The 21,182-nt window shown below is 33.6% G+C and carries 19 protein-coding genes; 18 read left to right on the top strand and 1 reads right to left on the bottom strand.

Going from position 1 to position 21,182, the window contains the following annotated elements; translation table 11 throughout:
* Positions 1-1,364, bottom strand: a 1,364-nt coding sequence (locus tag Q0972_RS16435; protein ID WP_299367943.1) for an ABC-F family ATP-binding cassette domain-containing protein, incomplete at its 3' end; no start/stop codon positions are given.
* 101 nt (positions 1,365-1,465) lie between these two features.
* Here Q0972_RS16435 and Q0972_RS16430 point away from each other — a divergent pair.
* The 18 genes from Q0972_RS16430 to Q0972_RS16345 all read left to right on the top strand — a co-directional run bounded on the left by Q0972_RS16430 (position 1,466) and on the right by Q0972_RS16345 (position 21,159).
* Entirely contained in the window at positions 1,466-2,269 is an 804-nt protein-coding gene (locus tag Q0972_RS16430; RefSeq protein WP_299367940.1) for a polysaccharide biosynthesis/export family protein, read from the top strand.
* Between the two features lie 3 nt (positions 2,270-2,272).
* Positions 2,273-4,756 carry a polysaccharide biosynthesis tyrosine autokinase gene (locus Q0972_RS16425; protein WP_299367937.1) on the top strand — a complete coding sequence of 828 codons (2,484 nt, stop codon included), beginning with the start codon at positions 2,273-2,275 and terminating at the stop codon, positions 4,754-4,756.
* Between the two features lie 14 nt (positions 4,757-4,770).
* Positions 4,771-5,361, top strand: a complete 591-nt coding sequence (locus tag Q0972_RS16420; protein WP_299367934.1) for a sugar transferase — start codon at positions 4,771-4,773, stop codon at positions 5,359-5,361.
* Positions 5,358-6,653: a nucleotide sugar dehydrogenase gene (locus Q0972_RS16415; protein WP_299367931.1), complete on the top strand. Its 1,296-nt coding sequence runs from the start codon at positions 5,358-5,360 to the stop codon at positions 6,651-6,653. Before Q0972_RS16420 ends, Q0972_RS16415 begins: the two co-directional genes overlap by 4 nt.
* Before the next feature lie 21 nt (positions 6,654-6,674).
* On the top strand, positions 6,675-7,652 hold the full coding sequence (locus Q0972_RS16410) for an SDR family oxidoreductase (protein WP_299367928.1): 978 nt from the start codon (positions 6,675-6,677) through the stop codon (positions 7,650-7,652).
* A gap of 63 nt (positions 7,653-7,715) precedes the next feature.
* Positions 7,716-8,402, top strand: coding sequence for a WbqC family protein (locus Q0972_RS16405; RefSeq protein WP_299367925.1), 687 nt, complete (start codon positions 7,716-7,718; stop codon positions 8,400-8,402).
* 15 nt (positions 8,403-8,417) lie between these two features.
* Complete coding sequence (locus tag Q0972_RS16400) at positions 8,418-9,347, top strand: glycosyltransferase family 2 protein (protein WP_299367922.1); 930 nt, start codon at positions 8,418-8,420, stop codon at positions 9,345-9,347.
* Positions 9,337-10,377, top strand: a complete 1,041-nt coding sequence (locus Q0972_RS16395) for a sulfotransferase domain-containing protein (RefSeq protein ID WP_299367919.1) — start codon at positions 9,337-9,339, stop codon at positions 10,375-10,377. Before Q0972_RS16400 ends, Q0972_RS16395 begins: the two co-directional genes overlap by 11 nt.
* An 18-nt stretch (positions 10,378-10,395) precedes the next feature.
* Positions 10,396-11,508: a dTDP-4-amino-4,6-dideoxygalactose transaminase gene (rffA, locus tag Q0972_RS16390; protein WP_299367916.1), complete on the top strand. Its 1,113-nt coding sequence runs from the start codon at positions 10,396-10,398 to the stop codon at positions 11,506-11,508.
* On the top strand, positions 11,505-12,707 hold the full coding sequence (locus Q0972_RS16385; protein ID WP_299367914.1) for a hypothetical protein: 1,203 nt from the start codon (positions 11,505-11,507) through the stop codon (positions 12,705-12,707). The genes rffA and Q0972_RS16385 overlap by 4 nt, the downstream gene beginning before the upstream one ends.
* Positions 12,708-12,815: 108 nt before the next feature.
* The gene (locus Q0972_RS16380) at positions 12,816-13,757 is read left to right on the top strand and encodes an NAD-dependent epimerase/dehydratase family protein (RefSeq protein ID WP_299367911.1); all 942 of its coding nucleotides are present in this window, start codon (positions 12,816-12,818) and stop codon (positions 13,755-13,757) included.
* 56 nt (positions 13,758-13,813) lie between these two features.
* Positions 13,814-14,686 carry an ABC transporter permease gene (locus tag Q0972_RS16375; RefSeq protein ID WP_299367908.1) on the top strand — a complete coding sequence of 291 codons (873 nt, stop codon included), beginning with the start codon at positions 13,814-13,816 and terminating at the stop codon, positions 14,684-14,686.
* Positions 14,686-15,945 carry a polysaccharide ABC transporter ATP-binding protein gene (locus Q0972_RS16370; RefSeq protein ID WP_299367906.1) on the top strand — a complete coding sequence of 420 codons (1,260 nt, stop codon included), beginning with the start codon at positions 14,686-14,688 and terminating at the stop codon, positions 15,943-15,945. The genes Q0972_RS16375 and Q0972_RS16370 overlap by 1 nt, the downstream gene beginning before the upstream one ends.
* On the top strand, positions 15,942-17,771 hold the full coding sequence (locus Q0972_RS16365) for a hypothetical protein (RefSeq protein WP_299367903.1): 1,830 nt from the start codon (positions 15,942-15,944) through the stop codon (positions 17,769-17,771). The genes Q0972_RS16370 and Q0972_RS16365 overlap by 4 nt, the downstream gene beginning before the upstream one ends.
* A complete protein-coding gene (locus Q0972_RS16360) occupies positions 17,764-18,546 on the top strand; it encodes a glycosyltransferase family 2 protein (RefSeq protein ID WP_299367900.1) in 783 nt (260 codons plus the stop codon). Before Q0972_RS16365 ends, Q0972_RS16360 begins: the two co-directional genes overlap by 8 nt.
* The gene (locus Q0972_RS16355) at positions 18,537-19,616 is read left to right on the top strand and encodes a DegT/DnrJ/EryC1/StrS aminotransferase family protein (RefSeq protein WP_299367897.1); all 1,080 of its coding nucleotides are present in this window, start codon (positions 18,537-18,539) and stop codon (positions 19,614-19,616) included. Before Q0972_RS16360 ends, Q0972_RS16355 begins: the two co-directional genes overlap by 10 nt.
* Positions 19,610-20,245 (top strand): NeuD/PglB/VioB family sugar acetyltransferase, encoded by a 636-nt coding sequence (locus tag Q0972_RS16350; RefSeq protein ID WP_299367894.1) that lies wholly within the window; start codon positions 19,610-19,612, stop codon positions 20,243-20,245. The genes Q0972_RS16355 and Q0972_RS16350 overlap by 7 nt, the downstream gene beginning before the upstream one ends.
* The gene (locus Q0972_RS16345) at positions 20,245-21,159 is read left to right on the top strand and encodes a glycosyltransferase (protein WP_299367891.1); all 915 of its coding nucleotides are present in this window, start codon (positions 20,245-20,247) and stop codon (positions 21,157-21,159) included. Before Q0972_RS16350 ends, Q0972_RS16345 begins: the two co-directional genes overlap by 1 nt.
* Positions 21,160-21,182: the final 23 nt, after the last annotated feature.

The following is a 21,182-nucleotide window of genomic DNA, read 5'->3' as shown; positions in this document are numbered from 1 at the left end:
ACATTAGGGTTTTGTATTAAAACCGTACATAAATAGAGACGTTTTTGTTCACCACCACTTAGTTTTTCGACAAAATCGTATTGTTTTTTTCTGTCGAATAAAAAGCGCTCCAGCAATTGTTGCGCACTTATTTGTCTTCCCTTTGCTAATGGAATGTAGTCGCCATAGGCTCTAATGACATCTATAACTTTTTGATCTGGTTTTACGGTAATTCCGCCTTGGGTATAGTAGCCTATTTTAACGGTTTCGCCAATGACGATTTTACCGCCATCAGGCTGAACACTTCCTGTTAGCAAATTTAAAAAAGTGGATTTCCCTGTGCCATTTTTTCCTATAATGCCAATACGTTCCCCTTTTTTGAATGTGTAATCAAAACCATCTAATATTTTTTTGTCCTTGAAAGCCTTTGAGACATTATGCAGCTCTATGATTTTACTGCCAAGTCGTTCCATATTAATCTCTAATTGTACCTGATGGTCTTTGCGCCGTTGATGGGCTTTTTTCTTTATTTCGAAAAAATCATCAATTCTGCTTTTAGATTTTGTGGTTCGGGCTTTTGGTTGGCGACGCATCCAATCCAGTTCTTTTTTAAATAACTGTTTGGCTTTGGCAACTTCAGTAGCTTCGTTTTCAATTCGGGCTTCTTTTTTTTCTAAGTAATAGGAGTAGTTTCCTTTATAGGTGTAGAGTTGACCATGATCTAGTTCTATGATTTCGTTACAAACGCGCTCTAGAAAATAACGGTCGTGTGTAACCATAAAGAGGGTTTGCTGTGTTTTAGCAAAATACTCTTCAAGCCATTCAATCATTTCTAGATCGAGATGGTTAGTTGGCTCATCTAAAATTAAGATATCGGGTTTGCTCAGTAAGGCTTGTGCAAGGGCCAATCTCTTTTTTTGTCCGCCCGAAAGTGTACTTACTTTCATGGACAGATCATCTAGTTTTAGCTGCGATAAAATTTGTTGATACTGCGTTTCGAATTCCCAGGCATTATTTCTATCCATTGCATCGAAAGCCAATTGGTAAGTTTCAGTATCTTCAGGGTTTTTCAATGCATTTTCATAAGCTTCTATCGTTTTTAGGATGGGGATATCAGAGGCAAAAATAGTTTCCTCAATAGTAAGCTTACCGTCAAGGTCTGGTTCTTGATCCAAAAAGGACAGTCGAAGTCCTTTTCTAACTACTATCTGGCCCTCGTCTGGCGTATCTTTTCCCGACAAAATATTGAGGATTGAAGTTTTTCCGCTTCCGTTTTTTGCTACAAAGGCAATCTTTTGGTCTTTGTGTATACTAAAAGACAAATTTTGAAAGAGCACCAGCTCTCCATACGCCTTGGAAATATTTTCTACATTGAGGTAATTCACGCCAATTTTTTTACAAATAACGAAATAAACCAAAAAGAAACCTAATAGTTTTGTTATTGCTGTTGATACATTATATTTGTCTGTAAACATCTATTTTTCTTATGCGGAGCATTAGGCTTTTGATCATTGTTGTGAGTTGTATTTTTGTTTCATCATGTATTCCTCATAAAAACACTGTGTATTTACAAAACAAGGACAATGCAACTAACGATACCATTCCATATAATCTAACTGAGGTTCAAAAACCATATCGCGTTCAGATTGATGACATACTGAATATTAGAATTAAGGTATTGGATCAGGATAATGTTCAAATTTTTAATCCAATAAGTCAAGACGGAACGCTTAATGCCAGTAGTGCTGAGCGTGCTTATTTTGACGGCTTTACGGTGGATATCCATGGTAATATAAGAATACCGACTTTAGGTCATTTTAATGTATTGGGATATACAGCAGAGGAAATCGAAAAGATGATTGAAAAAAAGCTACTGGACGAGCAATTTAAAGAAACTGCTAATATTTTTGTTACTGTGAAGCTTGCAGGATTACGATATACAGTCAATGGTGAGATAGGAAGTCCAGGAACGGTGACATTGTTTAAGGAACGTGTTAATATTTTTGAAGCTATAGCAAACGCTGGAGAGATACCGGTAACGGGCAATAAAAAAGATGTCTTAGTTATACGGCAATATCCTCAGGGACAGAAAATACATCATTTGGATTTGACAGACGTAAATGTAATGAGATCGCCATATTATTATATTCAACCCAATGATATCATCTATGTTAAGCCGCTTAGACAAAAATCGATAGGAACAGGCGAGACTGCTGTCTCTAGCTTGGCAACAATAGCAACAATTATATCATTAATAACTTCTGGAATAATAATTTTTTCACAATTGTAGTAAATGGATTATAAGGATTATGAAGATAATGAAGTGGTGGAATCCCAAAGAGTAGGATTTGATTTTAAGGGCTTTTTATTTAAAGCTCTCAATCTTTGGAAATTAGTACTGTTGTGTGTTGGAGTGGCTTTGATTGTGGCTTATTTTATAAACGTAAGAAAGCAAAATATTTATAGGCTAGACTCCCTCATTACCGTAAATAACGATCAAAATCCGTTTTTCACAGCAAATACGAGTATTTCGTTTAATTGGGGAGGTGTCTCGGGTAAAGTAGGAAGTATTTTAACAGAGATAAAAACAAGAACCCATAATGAGTTGGTTATAGATTCTTTAGAATACTATAAGCAGTATTTAGAAGAAGGAAAATACCACCTAATCGATATATACAAAAACGCACCGTTCGATGTAAATACCGATAAAACCAAACCTCAGGCTTTAGGAATACCAATTGGAATAAAAATCATAGACCAGTCGTCTTTTGAATTGTTTTACGAATTTGAAAGGGATAAGGTTATGGGGCAGTTTTACGGTTCTAAAGAAAAACTATTGATTAGTGTTCCTCTCGGCAAATATAGCAGGGTTTTCAATTTTGGAGAAACAATCAGTGAACCTTTTTTTAATGGTGTAGTTAATTTAAAGCCTAAGGCTAATATTCCCGTGGGCAAAACCTTCTATGTGAAATATTTAAATTTTGATTCTGTAGTAAATGCCTATAAAAATAGTATAAAAATCGAACCTACATCTAGAGATGCATCATCGGTTTTGACATTATCTTTAATCGGAAAAAATAAGTCTAAAATTGTAGATTTTCTCAATGCAACATCAGCCATATTAAGTAGAACGGAGTTAGAACGTAAAAACTTATATGCTACTAATACCATTAAATTTATAGATAGTAGTCTTGGTGCGGTAAATGACAATTTAAAAGCCGTTACTGACGAAATGAATGACTTTAGAAAATCCAATAAAGTATTCAACGTCGAAGAGGAAATAAGTCAGAAATCTGAGCAACTAAAGGAGTATGATAAGGAAAAGCTTATTGAGCAATCTAAACTTAATTATCTCAATACACTTGAAAATTACCTTAGAACAAAAACAGATTATAGTCAAATAGCTGCACCATCTTCCGTTGGTGTTGATGAGGCCAATATTTTGTCTAGTGTTAGCAGAATTATTGCTTTGTCTGTTGAGCGCAGAAATTTAGAGTATTCGACTAAAGAGGGTTCTGTCTTGTTTGATGAATTAGATAGAAGAATTGACACCGAAAAGAGTGTACTTTTAGAAGCTATTGATGTAACAAAGCAAACCATTGGGATACAGTTAAATACAATAAGTCGAAAGATAGCTAATCTAGAATCTGAACTTATCGGTTTGCCAAAAGACCAACAAGAGTATTTAAAGATTCAGAGGAAATTAGATATAAGCAGGGAAGCTTATGATATATATCAAGCTAAAAAAAGTGAAGCTGCTATTGTAAAGGCAGCGAATGTATCGGATATTACAGTAATAGATGAAGCTAAGGATATTGGCAATGCTCCAATAGGACCAAAGAAGTCATTGAATTATATGATGGCTTTAATGATCGGTTTCTTTTCTCCGATGTTTTTAATCTTTGTTATTTACTTATTGGATAGTACGATTCACGGATCTGATGAGATCATGAAGATGTCGAAAATCCCAATTTTAGGTCTTATCGGTAAGTATCGCTACAAGAACAATTTGGTGGCTTATGAAAAACCAAAATCGGCTGTAGCAGAATCGTTTAGGGCCATAAGATCTAGTTTGCAATTTATCTTTAAGAACAATCCGTCTAGCACTAGGGCCAATACGTTAATGATTACATCTTCGGTTAGTGGTGAGGGGAAGACCTTTTCATCGATAAACATAGCTACCGTTTATGCTATTTCAGGAAAGAAAACGCTTCTTCTAGGATTAGATTTAAGAAAGCCTAAGATTTTTGGTGATTTCAATATCACCAATGATAAAGGTATTGTTAATTATCTTATAGGTGATAGTGAATTGGATGAGATCATTACCAATACGCATATAGAAAACTTAGATCTAATCACTTCTGGACCAATACCACCTAACCCTTCTGAGTTGCTTATGAGTGACAATTTGAAGGAATTAATCGGTAAGCTCAAAGAGGAATACGATATGATTATCTTAGATACACCACCATTAGGTTTGGTAACTGATGCTTTGGAGTTGGTACAGTATGCAGATGCCACAGTTTTTATGGTGCGTTTGGATTATACGAAGAAAGGAATGCTCCAGCTTGTTAATGCTAAGTACAAATCTGGAGAGCTAAAGAATATTAGCTTTGTACTCAATTTCTATAGGCATAAGAGCAATCATAATTATGGTTATGGCTACGGATATGGTTACGGATACGGATATGGTTATGGGGTCTATGGAAATGCCTATCACGAAAAGGATAAGCGATCACTTTTTGGTAAAGTCAAAAATTTCTTGAAACGTTTATAATTTGTTTTTAAATTTTGATAACTAAGCGACAGCTCAAAATAAAACGACTATTTGATGTTGTTTTGGTTTTAGTGTTGTTACCATTTCTCATCATTCCGATTGTAATTTTGATAATATGTGCAACAATAGACACCAAAAGATATGGTGTGTTTTCACAATTGCGAGTCGGACAGCACGGTAAGCTGTTTAAAATTTACAAAATAAGAACACTTAGGGAAGGTGTGCACAAGTTGGGCCATTTGGAAAAAAGTGCCACAACATTAGGAAAGTATCTAAGAAAGACAAAATTAGATGAGCTACCTCAATTATTCAATGTGTTAATAGGTGATATGAGTTTTGTAGGGCCAAGGCCTGATGTTCAGGGTTTTGCAGATGAATTGGAAGGGGAGGATCGTATTATTTTGCTGGTAAAACCAGGCATTACAGGTGAAGCAACTATAAAATATAAAGATGAAGAACGTGTATTAGAACGTCAAAAAGATCCAGAACACTACAATAGAACGATTATTTGGGTAGATAAAGTGAAAATCAACAAAAACTATGTTAGGAATTATAGTTTTTATTTAGATTTGAGGCTCATTATAAAATCTACTTTAAACAAATGACACATTCTGAAGACAAAATTGCAATCATAGGATTAGGTTATGTCGGTTTGCCCCTCGCTGTAGAATTTGCTAAACAGTTTTTTGTTATTGGTTTCGATATCAATCAGCAGCGAATCAATGAGTTAAATTCTGGTGTAGACAAAACACTGGAAGTTGATAATGACAATCTTAAATCTGTACTGACTACGGATTTAAATGCAGATAAAGGTTTATTTATTACAGATAATACTGAAGCACTAGCCGTTGCTAATGTATACATTGTAACCGTTCCTACACCAACGGACGAACTTAAACGACCAGTTTTTACGCCACTTATTAAGGCAAGTGAAACCGTAGGTAAAGCTCTTAAGAACAATGATATTGTTATATACGAATCAACAGTATATCCAGGTGCTACTGAAGATATTTGTATTCCTGTTTTAGAGGAATTTTCGGGTCTTACTTTTAACAAAGACTTTTATGCTGGATATTCACCAGAGCGCATCAATCCAGGAGATAAAAAGCATACAGTCACCAAAATATTGAAAGTTACTTCGGGTTCTACTCCCGAAATAGCAGAAAAAATAGATGAGCTTTACAAAACAGTAATTACCGCTGGGACGCATTTAGCACCATCTATAAAAGTTGCTGAAGCTGCTAAGGTTATTGAAAATTCACAACGCGACATCAATATTGCTTTCGTTAACGAGTTATCTAAAATCTTTAGGCTTTTAAAGATCGATACTAAGGCGGTGTTAGAAGCTGCAGGAACAAAATGGAATTTCTTAAAATTTACGCCAGGACTCGTTGGCGGACATTGTATTGGTGTAGATCCTTATTATTTAGCTCAAAAAGCAATAGAATCTGGCTATAATCCAGAGATTATTTTAGCAGGCCGTAAAATGAATGACAGTATGGGAGGTTATGTAGCAACAGAGACTGTTAAAATGATGATTAACAATGGCGCAACTATTAAAGGTTCTAACGCATTGGTACTAGGGATTACGTTTAAGGAAAATTGTCCTGACATACGAAATTCTAGAGTTATAGATATCATTGAGGAATTGCAGTCGTACCATGTTGATGTGGATGTGTACGATCCATGGGCTTCCAAGGAAGAGGTACAACACGAGTATGGGTTAGATTTAATATCATCTACGGATGAATTGAAGTCTAATTACGATGCTATCATATTAGCAGTATCCCATAAAGAATTTTTAGATGTATCCATAGACAATTTAAAATCTGATAAATGTGTGGTTTTTGATGTAAAATCATTACTACCAATAGAAGAAGTAGATGCACGTTTATAGTTATAACCTCAAATCATAAAAATGTACTCCAATCAATATCATACTGAGGACCTGTCCCAACTAAGTTTTCTAATTACAGGCGGCGGTGGTTTTATTGGCTCCAACATAGTTGAATACCTATTAAAGTATGGGGCTAAAAAAGTAAAAGTTCTAGATAATTTTTCTAATGGCTATCGCGAAAACCTAACTGAGTTTATGAATAACTCTGCTTTTGAATTAATAGAGGGAGATATTAGGGATTTGGATACCTGCAAAAAAGCGATGGACGGCGTAGATTTCGTATCTCATCAGGCCGCTTTGGGTTCTGTTCCACGATCAATAAATGATCCGGCAACCTCTAATGAGGTCAACATCTCAGGGTTCTTGAACATGATGATTGCACTTAAGGATAGCTCTACCGTAAAACGTATGGTATATGCAGCCTCTAGTTCTACATATGGCGACAGCAAAGCTTTACCAAAAGTAGAAGATAGCATTGGTAAGCCTTTGTCTCCTTACGCGGTTACAAAATACGTTAATGAATTATATGCTGATGTTTTCGGCAAAACATATGGTACAGATGTCATAGGACTGCGCTATTTTAATGTTTTTGGACCAAAACAGAGCCCAAATGGTGCTTATGCTGCTGTTATTCCCTTGTTTATGCAGGCCTTGAAGGATAATAAACCGTCTAAAATAAATGGGGACGGTGAACAAACAAGAGATTTTACGTTTGTCGATAATGCCGTGCAAGCCAATATAAAGGGCTTCTTTGCATCAAAAGAAGCGAGTAATGAAGTGTTTAACGTAGCTTGTGGGGAACGAATATCTGTGAACTATTTGTGGGAATCCCTAAGAGTTGCGGCAGATTCAGATTTACAGGCAGTTTACGGACCACCAAGACAAGGAGATGTTAGAGACTCATTAGCAGACATTTCTAAAGCTGAAGAACTTCTAGGATACAATCCGCAATATACTGTACGAGAAGGTTTAAAAATTACGTGGGATTATTTTAACTGAAATTAGCTTTTTTTTCTTGTAAATTACTATATTAAACCTTTATAAGTAGGTGGCCAAAAAGTAATGCATTCTAAAAAAGTAGCTATTTTACAATCTAACTATATTCCTTGGAAAGGTTACTTCGATATTATCGCTAGTGCAGATGTGTTTGTCATTTACGATGAGGTACAGTATACCAAAAATGACTGGCGAAATAGAAATCTCATTAAGACTAAAAATGGATTGCAATGGCTTACCATTCCAGTGAGGCATAAAAGTCTTTCGCAAAAAATCAATGAAACCGAGGTTATTAATAATAGTTGGCGGAGAAAACATTATAATTCCTTACAGGCCAATTATGGTAAAAGTCCTTACTTTAGTAAATACAAGGAAGAGATAAAGGCAATATATGATGCTTCTGATATTTCCCTGAGCGATATTAATAGGAAGTTTATTGAATTAATAAACACGTTTTTAGATATCACTACTGATATTGTAAATTCTGAATCGCTCAATCTAGAAGGTGATCGCCGAGGAAAACTCATTGATGCATGTAAGAAGCTTGGTGCTACCACGTATATTTCAGGTCCTGCCGCTAAGGATTACATTGATGTGTCACTTTTTCTAAAAAATGATATAGAAATTTCATGGATGGATTATGCTAACTACAATTCATATAGTCAACTTTATGGTGATTTTGAACACAAAGTCAGTGTGTTAGACTTATTGTTTAATGAAGGCCCAAATTCAAGACATTATTTAAAATATTAGTATATAAATTTTGATATGACCGAACGTTTCTCTATCGTAATTCCTGTATACAAGTCTTCAAAAACGTTGTTTAGAATAGCGGATAAACTAGAGAAGGTTTTTTCTACTTTGCCTTATGATTATGAGATCATTTTGGTCAATGATAGCCCTTTTTATGAGGCTACTAATGAAGCATTGAGAGAATTGGTTTCAGAAAATAAGAAAGTGGTCGGTATAAAATTGACCAAAAACTTTGGCCAACAGCCTGCAACGCTTTGTGGCTTAAATTATGCAAAGGGGGACTATATTATTACCATGGATGACGACCTTCAGCACAATCCAGACGATATTTCAAAACTTATAGCTTTGAAAGCGCACGACGTTGTTATTGCAAAGTTTCCTAAAAAACAGCATAGTCTATTTAAAAATCTTGGAAGTAAGATAAAAGGGTATTTTGATCATGTTATTCTAGGAAAACCAAAACATATCAAGTTATCATCATATAGATTGATGAGTAAGGCTACAGCAGAGAAAATATTAAGTATTAAAACCCCTTATCCATTTATTCCGGCACTTCTTTTTTCAGTTACAAATGATATTGTAAATGTCGAAATAGATCATCACACAAGGGATGAGGGAAGAAGTAATTATACGTTTTTTAAAATGCTGAAATTGTTTAGCAATCTTATCATAAATAATTCGTCTCTATTGTTAAGATTTATTGGATATTTAGGATTTTCGTCTGCACTTGTCAGTGTTGTTATTGCAGTAGTCGTTGTTGTAAAAAAAATGACCCAAGAGTATATATTACAAGGTTGGACTTCACTCATATTAAGCGTTCTGTTTTTTGGTGGACTTACCCTTTTTGCATTGGGAGTTATTGGTGAATATTTAATAAGAATAGTTGGCACTGCAGAGAGCAGACCAGTATATTTTGTAAGAGAAATAAGCAGAAGTGAAGAATAATTTTTTTATTACTGGCATGGGGCGTTCAGGCACAACGTTACTTGAAAAGCTACTATGTAATCATAATGAACTCTCTGTTTTGTCACAACCCATTCCCTTATTGTTTGTTGACATAAAAAAAAGGTTTCTAAATACTTTAGGAATAGATAAGTATTATGTTCTAAATGATTCAATTAATAACGAAGATTATAATCTCGAAGAATTTATAGCATTTCTTAAAACCTTTAAGTACAAAACAGGAGAAATTCATAGGATTTTTGAAAAAATGACAACTTTTTCTGGACAACTCACAAGTGTTGATTATTCTAATTTTGATAATACAGAGAGAAGCTTCTTAGAGCTGTTTTTGAAGGTCAATAGAGAAAACGCACACAATATAAATGCCAAATATTTTGGTTCTAAAGAAATACTTTGTGAAGAGTTTATGCCTCATTTCATAGCGAATGGGATTAAGGTTTTAATAATAGTTAGAGATCCTAGGGATGTATTGACGTCTGTTAATTATCCAAATTCAACAAAATTTTTAGGTGAAAAGAAACCTAGTCTTTTTGTTTTAAGATCATGGCGAAAAAGCATAGATTTTATAAAAGCATATCAGCATAATAGTGATCTTATATATCTTAAATATGAAGATCTCATCCTAAAAACTGAAGAAACGCTTAATAAGGTTACCGAGTTTTTAGGTGTAGGGAAATTTCCGGTTAACCATTTTAAAGATGGTATTTTAAACCAAAAAGGTGAAATTTGGAAATCGAATACCTCAAGTAATGTAAACTCGGTAAAAATTTCTAGTCAGAGTATTGGGAGTTATAAAACAAAACTTTCAAAAAGCGAGATAGCATATACAGAGGCTATTTGTTATAAAGAGATGTCATATTTTAATTACAAGACAACTATAACAATGGAAGATCGTGCAGAGATCATTAAAAGTTTTAAGGATAAGGATATTCCAGTTCAAGTAGAACTACCTAAAAACTATAGTTCTCTATTAGAGAATATAAGCTTAGAGATTTCTCGTTTTTTGAAATAAATAAATAAACTTTGTAATGTGATACCCTTTAACAAGCCATACTTAACAGGAAAAGAAACAGCTTATATCGAAGATGCTGTAAATCGTGGAAAAATTTCCGGTAATGGTTATTATACTAAAAAGTGTCAGCATTTTTTTGAAGAAAAATTCAATTTCAAAAAAGCGCTTTTAACAACATCTTGCACAGATGCATTAGAAATGTGTGCGATGTTGGCCAATATAGAGCAAGGAGATGAGGTTATAGTCCCCAGTTTTACATTTGTATCTTCAGCTTTAGCTTTTGTACGACAAGGAGCAATCATAAAATTTGCCGATTCATATTCCAACAATCCAAATATTGATCCGAGTAGAATAGAAGAGCTAATAACCAAAAAAACCAAAGCTATAGTTGTGGTTCACTATGCTGGTGTTGCTTGCGATATGGATGCAATAATGGCCATAGCTAATAAGCATGGATTAATAGTCATTGAAGATGCAGCGCAAGCTATATGTTCTAAATACGAGGGTAAATTACTTGGCAGCATAGGGCATATGTCTACATTTTCCTTTCATGAAACTAAAAATATAATATCTGGTGAAGGAGGACTATTAGTTATTAATGACGACAGATTTGTTGATAGAGCAGAAATTTTATGGGAAAAAGGGACAAATAGAGCCGAATTTTTTAGAGGAAAAATAGATAAATATGGTTGGGTCGATACAGGTTCTTCCTTTTTGCCTTCAGACATAATTGCAGCTTTTTTATGGGCGCAGTTAGAGAATATCGATGCCATTCAAAAAAAGCGATTAGAACATTGGCATTTTTATTATAGCGAATTAGCGGAATGGGCTAAATCTGTAGATGTCCAATTAATGCCAAAGCCCATTGAAGAAACAAATAACGGGCATATGTTTTACATTATTTGCAATTCTCTAAACCAACGGAAGCGTATCATCGATTACCTTCTTAAAAACAAAATATTAGCTGTATTTCATTACATAAGTTTACATTCAAGTAAATATTATATTAAAAAACATGATGGGCGTACATTAATAAACAGTGATAAATTCACCGAAAGATTATTGAGGCTCCCTATGTTCTATGAGTTAAATCCTAATGACGTAACTCAAACAATTAAAAAATTTAAATGAAAATTAAGATACATAAATTACTATTATTGATATCGATTGTATATACAATAGTAGGTATGTATTTTATGCTAAGCCAGCCTATTGGTGCGGGAGATGAAGGGCTTTTTATTGCAGACATTCATTACTTAAAACAATATGGCCGGCTAGAGTCAATTAAAAAAGGAATTTCAATTCCGCATACTATACTTGTATATCCCTTAAGTGTGATTATGGAGCCTTATCTAGCTCTAAGGACGATAAACATTGTTCTGCTCATTGCTTTATACTTTTATTTCTTTTATAGAAATAACCCTTCAATACTGTTTTTTTTCTATCTCACTTTTTTTACAGGAACCTGTAAAGTATTCTTTATAGGTACCAATGATTCCTTGTTTATTCTATGCTTAGCAATTTTTTTGAATGAAGTGCATCGATTTAATATTGGTAAATCATGGAACCAGTCATTAGCCCTCAGCGTTTTAATAGTTGGTCTTTTTACCAGAGCATTGATTATAATGTATCTGCCTGCATTGCTATTGTGCTTTTTGTTTGTTTATAGGATTAAAGGATTTAATAGAAAAGGATTTTTTATTCCAATTTTGATAACGATGTTGTTATTGATTTTAAATCTTCCAGCAATTCAAACTAATGGTAAATTATCTTACGACAAGAAGAATCCACCTGAAGATGTAAGCGTTACTTGGGCACAACGTCAATATTTAGCACAGTTAATGGTAAATGAAGGAAAACTACAAAACTATCAACACCCTTCGTTTGAGGCTACTCAAAATTATGTAGATGAAAATGGTGAGGATGCCTTACCCAAAACATTATTTAGTGGTATAGTTTTTAACCCAAAATTGACCTTGATTGAATTTTTTAAGGATGGATTAGATATATTTATTTTTGGTACAAGGCAATTGGGTCTTATACTTATCATTGTATTAGGTATGTTGTTATCAAATCTGTTTAGGAAAAAGTTTCTCGATTTTGAAAACATCATTCCTTTAGCGCTTCTAATAACGATATTGGTGTTTTCGTTGGTCATTATATCATATGTAGAGTTGCGTTGGTTTGTGCCGATATTTATCGGTGCAATCGTGTTCTATACCTTTTTAGAAGACACAAAAAGAATAGGTGGTAAGGTCTCTAAAGTTAATCTAGCTGTGATTTTTCTATTAATGTCTTATGGTCTTATTAAAATAATACCAAAATTGTAAGAAAATTTGTAGTTGTTTTTTGGTACTTTAAAAACAATTAATAAATTTACTTCTCAAAATAGAGCTAAATTATTCCCTAAGTATTTTAGCACCTGATATTTATAAATAATGACAAATATTTTAATTACGGGTGGCGCGGGTCAATTGGGAAGTTCTTTAGCTGCTAAATTGGCCTTAAATAATGATATTAACGTTGTTATTATTGACAATTTATCCACAGGTCACATTTCAAAAGTTCCCAAAAAAGACAACGTAACATTTATAAGAGCAGATGTTAACGATTATAATGATATCATCTCAATTTTTGCTACTTTTAAGTTTCAATATGTATTTCATTATGCTGCTGTTGTCGGCGTAGAACGCACACTTAGTAATCCTATTAACGTACTTAATGATATTGAAGGCATTAAGAATATTTTGTCCTTGTCAAAGAATTCAGGTGTTACGCGTGTCTTTTATTCTAGTTCTTCAGAGGTTTATGGAGAACCTTTCGAGATTCCGCAAAATGAAAAAACAACACCTTTGAATTCAAGACTACCTTATGCGATTGTAAAGAATGTTGGCGAAGCATTTTTTAAGGCTTATCAAAGAGAGTACGGATTAAGCTATACTATTTTTCGTTTTTTCAATACTTATGGGCCTATGCAAAGTAATGATTTTGTAATGCCAAGGTTTATGAGGTTAGCACTCAATAATCAGCCTATTCCAATTTATGGTAGAGGTGATCAAACACGCTCGTTTTGTTATATTGATGACAATGTAGATGCTTGCCTTAAGGCTTTATATGATGAAGCTTATGTCAATGACATCCTCAATGTAGGTAATGATATAGAGATAAGCATATTAGAACTGGCAGAAAAAATAATTGAGATTACAGGTTCAACATCAGAAATTATTTTTTTACCCTCATTAAAAGAAGGCGATATGAACAGAAGATGCCCAGATATCACCAAGATGAAGGAGTTACTCGGAAGATCATTAATTTCACTTGATGAAGGCATCCATAAAATGAAAGTACATTATAATGCTTATGTGGTAGAAAAAGCATAATAATAAAGTTACTTTCCTTTATTTCATTTCTTATATTAGCCTAAAAATACTTTCAATTGAAAACCGCTGAAGAGCGTTGGCTTTATACGATTTCCTCAAAAAAGAAATTAATTGATTTTAATTTCAAGGAGATTTGGCGTTACAGGGATTTACTTTTTTTGTTTGTTAAACGCGATATCATTACGCTTTATAAACAAACAATTCTTGGGCCTTTGTGGTATTTAATCCAACCACTTTTTACATCCTTAATATTTACTTTAATATTTAACAACCTTGCAGATATACCGACTGGTAATGGCGTACCCAACTTCTTATTTAACCTTGCAGGTATTACAGCTTGGAATTATTTTAAGGAATGTCTTGTCGGTACAAGCGATACCTTTAAGAAAAACGAGAACATCTTTGGTAAAGTTTATTTTCCTAGAGTGATTATGCCAATGTCTGTTGTGGTTTCTAACCTCTTAAAATTTGGCATTCAGTTATTGGTACTCACTGGGTTATATATTTATTATGTGTACTTTAGTCCAATTACATATACTATTGCTCCTGGTCTTAACATTGTTTCATTCCCACTCTTTGTTGTGCTTATGGCATTACTCGGTTTAGGTTTGGGCATGATTGTATCTTCCATGACCACAAAGTATAGGGATCTTACGTTTTTAGTGCAATTTGGGGTGCAATTGCTTATGTATGGTTCTGCTGTGATGTATCCCATGTCTTATTTTAGGGATAAATTGCCTAATTACTATTGGCTCATAGAGTGGAATCCTATCGCCATTATTGTCGAGTCTTTTAGAGTCATAATTCTTGGTGATGGTAGTTTGGATATCAATAAGACTATATATGCGATTATCATTTCTTGTATGATATTTTTGTTAGGGTTGGTTATTTTTAATAAAACAGAGAAAAGCTTTATCGATACTATATAATGAGTTCAGATATCATCTTAAAAGTTGAAAATTTAGGAAAGCAATACCGATTAGGTTTAGTTGGTACTGGCACTATAAGTCATGATATTAATCGATGGTGGAGTAGAATAAGAGGAAAGGAAGACCCTTACCTAAAAGTGGGTGAGGCCAATGTAAGAAGTGAAAAAGGAAATTCGGAATATGTTTGGGCGATTAAGAATATAAATTTTGAAGTTAAACGAGGTGAGGTTTTAGGAATTATAGGGAAAAATGGAGCAGGGAAATCAACATTGCTCAAAATTTTGTCTAAGGTGACATCGCCTACCGAAGGTCTTGTAAAGACTAACGGAAGAATAGCATCGCTATTGGAAGTAGGTACTGGGTTTCATCCAGAAATGACAGGTCGGGAGAACATTTATTTAAATGGTGCCATTTTAGGAATGACAAAATCTGAAATAAATAAAAAGATAGATGAGATTATAGATTTTTCAGGTTGCTTAAGATATATCGATACGCCTGTTAAACGCTATAGTTCCGGTATGCGAGTACGTTTGGCTTTTGCCGTAGCTGCTTTCTTAGAACCAGATATTTTAGTTGTTGATGAGGTCTTAGCTGTAGGTGATGCCGAGTTTCAAAAGAAAGCCATTGGCAAAATGCAAGATATATCCACAAGTGATGGAAGAACCGTACTTTTTGTAAGTCATAATATGGAGTCTATGGCTCGACTTTGTGAGAGAGGGATTTTGCTTAACCATGGTAAGATAGAATATACGGGTAAGATCAATGATGTTATAGATTATTATTTAAGTAATAATCTTGAGTTTAGATCCATATTTACAGAAGATGATTTAGAGGAAAATTGTTTTGTGAAAAGCGTCGCATTAACCAATAAAAAGGGAGAATCTACGTCTAACTTTAAGTTTAACGATACTATTTTCTTGAGTTTCGAAGTCCTAAAAAAAGAAGAAGACAACAAAGACTACAACCTATCTTTGGCTATAGTCAACCCAAACAATGTAGTTATTTTAAGTTCTTCTTTTTCAGATGCAAATGACTTTAACATTGACAAAGGATTAAATACATTTACTGTAGATATTAGTGGAAATATGTTGAATAAAGGCGATTATAAAGTAAGATTGTTTTTCTACAGTAATACCGATCGTAAAACAATTCAAAGAATTGATTGCCTAAACTTTAAGGTTAATGAAATAGGCTTCTATAAAAATGCTCAAGTACGACGGGCATTAATAATTCCAAAGCTAAATTGGGTTAAAGTATGAAGAAATCGATTTTTGTACATATAGGAACTCATAAAACAGGCACTAGTATTATTCAAAAAATATTAATAGAAAATCCTAATGCTTTAAAGAAAGAAGGCGTCAAGTACATTAACCTCCATAATTTCAAAAGGGCAGCAGTTATTGTGAAATTAGAGGCAGAAAATGTTTCGCTTGTTGAAGAATTAAAATCTTTTATTAACTCGTATATCGATGAAAGCTATAACAAGTATATAATTTGTTGCGAATACCTATCGGGTAATCCTAAGTTGCTTTATCAAAATGTATTAACTGTTGCTAAGTTGTTACATCAGAGTTTGACTGAATTTGAAGAGAAAAAAATATTTGTTGCTCTAAGAAAACAAGAGCAATTCATTCAGTCTATCTATACACAATATGTACACCAAGCCGAAGATGTTCCTATAGAAACCTTTTTAGATAAAACCAAATTAGAACATATTAAGTGGAGTGGATTTGTAGAAAAGTATCGGTCGGTTTTTGGAACCCAAAATGTCACCTGTGTACCATATGATAAAAAAGTTTTAGAGAAAAAAAATATTCTAAATCGCTTTGGTGAATTTTCTAACGTGTCCTTTTTAAAGCAGGTTAGTTTAGAAACTTTAAATCATGGTTACAGTAAAGAAGCTATGGCTATAGCAAAAGAATGTAATCCAGAGCTTAGTAAAGAGGAGCAAAAGATTCTGAGGCAAATCTTGCAGACGCATTTGAGTAAAGATGTCTTTTCTAAATATGAATTGTTGAGTAAAGAAGACGTTGATGATTTAGATGCTTTTTTTAAAGCCGATAATGAAATATTGTTTCAAACCTATTTAAGTGGTTTTGGAATTACGGCTTTTTCTCATTCAGTTGGGCAGTCAGAAAGTAGTTCTAAGGAAAAGAATGCTTATGCTAAACTAATAATAGTTTTGCTAAAACGTGTGAATACATTGTCAAAGTTGAAGATTAGCTCTGTTGATGCTATGTCCAAATCAGAGCTTAAGGTCATTTTAGTTGGAATAAAGCGTGGTTTAAAACGAAGGCTGAAACGACTCATAAAAAAAGATATTCATGTCTACAATGAGAATATAGAACTGAAAAAAAAGTTTGGGAATTATAAACAAGCGGTTGTTTTAGGTTCGTCTTCATCAATAAATAAACTAGATGTAACCGAATACGCTGATGATTTTGTGATCTCTGTAGGTAATTTTTATGAGCACCCCAAGATAAACGAAATAAACCCTAAAATACATGTTTTTGCCGCATCACATCCTCCAATCACAAATGAGGTACTTGAAGCGTGGTGGAAACGATGCAATGAAATTTTGCCAAAGCATACACCAATTCTAGTCGAAAAGCGCGATAGAGGTGTGGCGGAAACCATTTTTGCTGATAGAGAAGTCTACTATTATTCATACGGAGGCCATTTACCAGTAGATTTTACAAGACCTGTTATGTCGCCTTGGAGTGTTACTATAATAGCGTTACAGTTGGCTATTTATTGCAAATCGGAAAAAATAGGGATTTTAGGGGTTAACCATGATTGGCAAGGTCTTACGACTTATGCCCATTTTTACGACCACAACAAACCGTCTCTAGAGTATTATTTAAAGCAAGCTGGTATAGATGTAAGTCACCAGCAAACCGACAAGAGATTGCCCAAATCGCGTTTATATAAAGAATACAGACTTTATCAACAGTATGAGGCATTAAAAGCCGAAACTGAAAGACTAGGTATAAATATTTATAATTATGATCCGTTTTCAGATTTTGATGTTTTTGAATTAGACAAGAAGACTGAGTTAATCATTGATGAAGAAAATAATGGATAACAGATTACTATCTATCATAACCATTAACTATAACAATACTGATGGCTTAAGAGAAACCATGAAAAGTGTTATGTCACAAACATGGAAAGACTTTGAGCATATAGTAATTGATGGTGGCTCTACGGATAGTAGTGTAGAGGTCATACAATCTTTTAGTTATGATCATCTTATTTGGATTAGCGAGCCAGACCATGGTATATATAATGCCATGAATAAAGGCATAAAGAAGGCTAGTGGTAAGTATTTGCTATTTTTAAATTCTGGAGATGTTTTATCAGGTTCAGAGGTTTTGTCCAAGATTTCAAGTGATCTTAAAAACGACTATGATCTTGTAATTGGTAGTATAAAGACTGTAAAAGAAGCTATTGATAAGATCATAAAACCACCAAGCATAATAACCTTAAAGTACTTGTTAACCAACTCTTTACCGCATCCTTCAACATTTTATAAGAACGAATTATTTGAAATCTATGGGATGTATAATGAACAAAATAAAATAGTTTCAGATTGGGAGTTTAACCTAAAACTATTTGCGTCAACTGAGGTTAATTATAAAATTGTTGAATACATAGTATCTGTGTTTGATTTATCTGGGATTTCTTCTTCAACATCAAATAGAGATGTAATGCGCGAAGAAGGTAAGAGAGCTGTAAGGGCAATTTATGGAGAACTTACGGCAGAATATATATTAAATACGCTTGAAAGAAAGACTTACAAGTCGAGTAAAAAAAAGAAACTATTAGCTTTGCTTAATAAATTGTACAAGTGGCGATAAACGTAACAAAATCCTTTTTCCCTCCAATAGAGGAATATCAAGACCAATTAAGACGTATTTGGGCCAACGAGTGGCTTACAAATCGAGGAGAATTAGTTTTAGAATTAGAGGAAAAGCTTAAGACCTATTTAGAGGTTCAACATATTTTGGTAACCAATAACGGTACGGTTCCCATTCAAATTGCTTTAAAATTATTGGGAAAAGGTGGCGAGATAATTACAACGCCTTTTAGTTATGTAGCTACCACATCTTCGATAGTATGGGAAAATTGCACACCAGTTTTTGTAGATATTCATCCTGAGTATTTAACCATAGATGAGACTAAAATAGAGGCTAAAATCACAAGTAAAACCACCGCAATTTTAGCAACCCATGTTTTTGGAAACCCATGCTATATAGAAGTCATAGAAAAAATTGCCAAAAAGTATAAATTAAAAGTCATCTATGATGCGGCACACTGCTTTGATGTAAAATATAACCGCAAAAGTGTATTTGAATATGGAGATATTAGTACTTGCAGTTTTCATGCGACTAAAATTTTTCATACAGGAGAAGGTGGTGCGGTTTTCACAAAAGATAAAGATTTACAGCATCAAATTTTTTATAGTCATAATTTTGGACATGACGGTCAATTGGCTTTCTATGGCTTAGGTATAAATGGTAAAATATCTGAGTTGCAAGCGGCAATGGGCTTAGCGGTTTTGCCACATATGCCAAGAGTAATTGCAAATAGACAAAAAATAGTGGAGATATATGATCAGGCTTTTAGCAATATACCCTTACAATTAATAAAAATCAGACCCCATACAGACTGGAATTTTAGTTACTATCCAATTGTACTTAAAAATGAAGCGATTTTAGATAAAGTTATTGGTAGACTAAATGAAGTACAAATATACCCCAGACGGTATTTTTACCCATCTTTAGATACATTGCCTTATGTTGACGACTGTGAGCTCCCGATAGCTTCGCGAATTTCAAAATCAATAATTTGCTTGCCATTGTATCATGATTTAGAGATGAGTGCTGTTGATAAAATAATAAGAATTATAAAAAGTGTAATATGCTGATAATTGGAGCAAAAGGTTTTGCAAAAGAAGTTTTGCAAGTATGCCATGAAAAGGACGATTTGGAAAACCTAGCGTTCTATGACGATGTTAATGACGATGTGTACGGTAAGCTTTACAATACATTCCCCGTTTTAAAGAACCACTCGCAAGCACAAGAATATTTCCAGACTGTAGATAAAAGATTTACAATGGGAATTGGGAATCCGAATCATCGAAGAATGTTAAGCGAAATATTTATAGAACTTGGAGGTGTTTTTACAGCATTAGTAAGTAACGATGCTAGGTTAGGTAACTATGGGGTCGAGGTAGGGGAAGGGACTTTAGTAATGTCTGGAACTATAATAACAAATGATATATCTATTGGAAAGGGAAGCTTAATTAATTTGAATTGTACAATTGGTCATGATTCAATTTTAGGAGAGTTTGTAGAGCTATCCCCTGGTGTTCATATTTCAGGAAATTGTAAGATTGGCCATAATACTTCAATAGGCACTAATGCGACAATATTACCAAAAGTAGAAGTTGGAAATAATGTTGTAGTAGCTGCAGGTGCAGTAGTAACAAAACATATTCCTGATAATTGTATGGTAGCAGGAGTACCTGCTATTGTTAAAAAGACCTTTCAATAATGCACGCAGAAAATATAATGGTTAGTGTATGTATGATTACTTATAATCATGAAAAATACATTGCAAAGGCTATACAAAGTGTTTTGGATCAGGAATGTAGTTTTAATATTCAATTGGTAATATCTAATGATAAATCTACAGACAGCACCGACCGAATTATAAAAGAAAGCATTGAAAACTTGCCCTCCAATATTGAAGTAAACTATATGAATAATGCTACAAACATCGGAATGGTTAAAAACTTTACTGGTGCTTTGAACAGGTGTGAAGGAAAGTATATAGCACTTTTAGATGGAGATGATTTTTGGGTAGATACAACCAAGTTGCAAACCCAAGTCAATGTTTTAGAACAAAACAAGAAGTGCTCTTTTTCTTTCCATAAAGCTTTTAGGATTAAGAATTATGAAATTGATGAGTCAGATACTTATCCTAATTTTGAGAATAACGAAACGATCATTGACGAGGGTACTTTTTTTAGTGTAGCTACCGTGCCAACGGCAAGTATTGTGTATAGAAGCGAATACAAGCTTCCCGCTTTAAATCATAGCCATTGCGATTTTATGCTCTTCTGTATGCTTTTGTCTAAAGGTAAAGGCGCATTCATTGATAAAGTGATGTCGGCATATAGAATTCACGAAAGTGGAGTGTCATTTAATTATAAAAAACGACAATATAGTATAAAGAGAATCAACGAGTTAGAAATCGAAGCCAAATACTTACCTTTTAGTAAAAGTGTTAGAGATGAAATAAAAAAGATATTGCTAGGCCAAGTTGTTTTTTTTCTCAATAATAGTAGAGGGAACTTGTCGTTTAGAGAAAAATTTAAATATTTTAGAAAGTTATTGAGTCTTAAAGGCTTCTATAGACAATCGCCAAAACACTATTTGACATTAGCTAAAACATTTATAAAATAATGTTGACAAAGTGTAGATTTGAT

Source organism: Winogradskyella sp., assembly GCF_028282165.1.
Taxonomy (GTDB): Bacteria; Bacteroidota; Bacteroidia; order Flavobacteriales; family Flavobacteriaceae; genus Winogradskyella.
Note: the sequence above shows the minus strand (reverse complement) of the source record. Positions and strands in the feature narration are given on the sequence as shown.

Coding starts and splice junctions, on each gene's coding strand:
- Q0972_RS16430 (WP_299367940.1), top strand. CDS start 1,466: ATGCGGAGCATTAGGCTTTTGATCATTGTTGTGAGTTGTATTTTTGTT.
- Q0972_RS16425 (WP_299367937.1), top strand. CDS start 2,273: ATGGATTATAAGGATTATGAAGATAATGAAGTGGTGGAATCCCAAAGA.
- Q0972_RS16415 (WP_299367931.1), top strand. CDS start 5,358: ATGACACATTCTGAAGACAAAATTGCAATCATAGGATTAGGTTATGTC.
- Q0972_RS16410 (WP_299367928.1), top strand. CDS start 6,675: ATGTACTCCAATCAATATCATACTGAGGACCTGTCCCAACTAAGTTTT.
- Q0972_RS16405 (WP_299367925.1), top strand. CDS start 7,716: ATGCATTCTAAAAAAGTAGCTATTTTACAATCTAACTATATTCCTTGG.
- Q0972_RS16400 (WP_299367922.1), top strand. CDS start 8,418: ATGACCGAACGTTTCTCTATCGTAATTCCTGTATACAAGTCTTCAAAA.
- Q0972_RS16385 (WP_299367914.1), top strand. CDS start 11,505: ATGAAAATTAAGATACATAAATTACTATTATTGATATCGATTGTATAT.
- Q0972_RS16380 (WP_299367911.1), top strand. CDS start 12,816: ATGACAAATATTTTAATTACGGGTGGCGCGGGTCAATTGGGAAGTTCT.
- Q0972_RS16370 (WP_299367906.1), top strand. CDS start 14,686: ATGAGTTCAGATATCATCTTAAAAGTTGAAAATTTAGGAAAGCAATAC.
- Q0972_RS16365 (WP_299367903.1), top strand. CDS start 15,942: ATGAAGAAATCGATTTTTGTACATATAGGAACTCATAAAACAGGCACT.
- Q0972_RS16360 (WP_299367900.1), top strand. CDS start 17,764: ATGGATAACAGATTACTATCTATCATAACCATTAACTATAACAATACT.
- Q0972_RS16350 (WP_299367894.1), top strand. CDS start 19,610: ATGCTGATAATTGGAGCAAAAGGTTTTGCAAAAGAAGTTTTGCAAGTA.
- Q0972_RS16345 (WP_299367891.1), top strand. CDS start 20,245: ATGCACGCAGAAAATATAATGGTTAGTGTATGTATGATTACTTATAAT.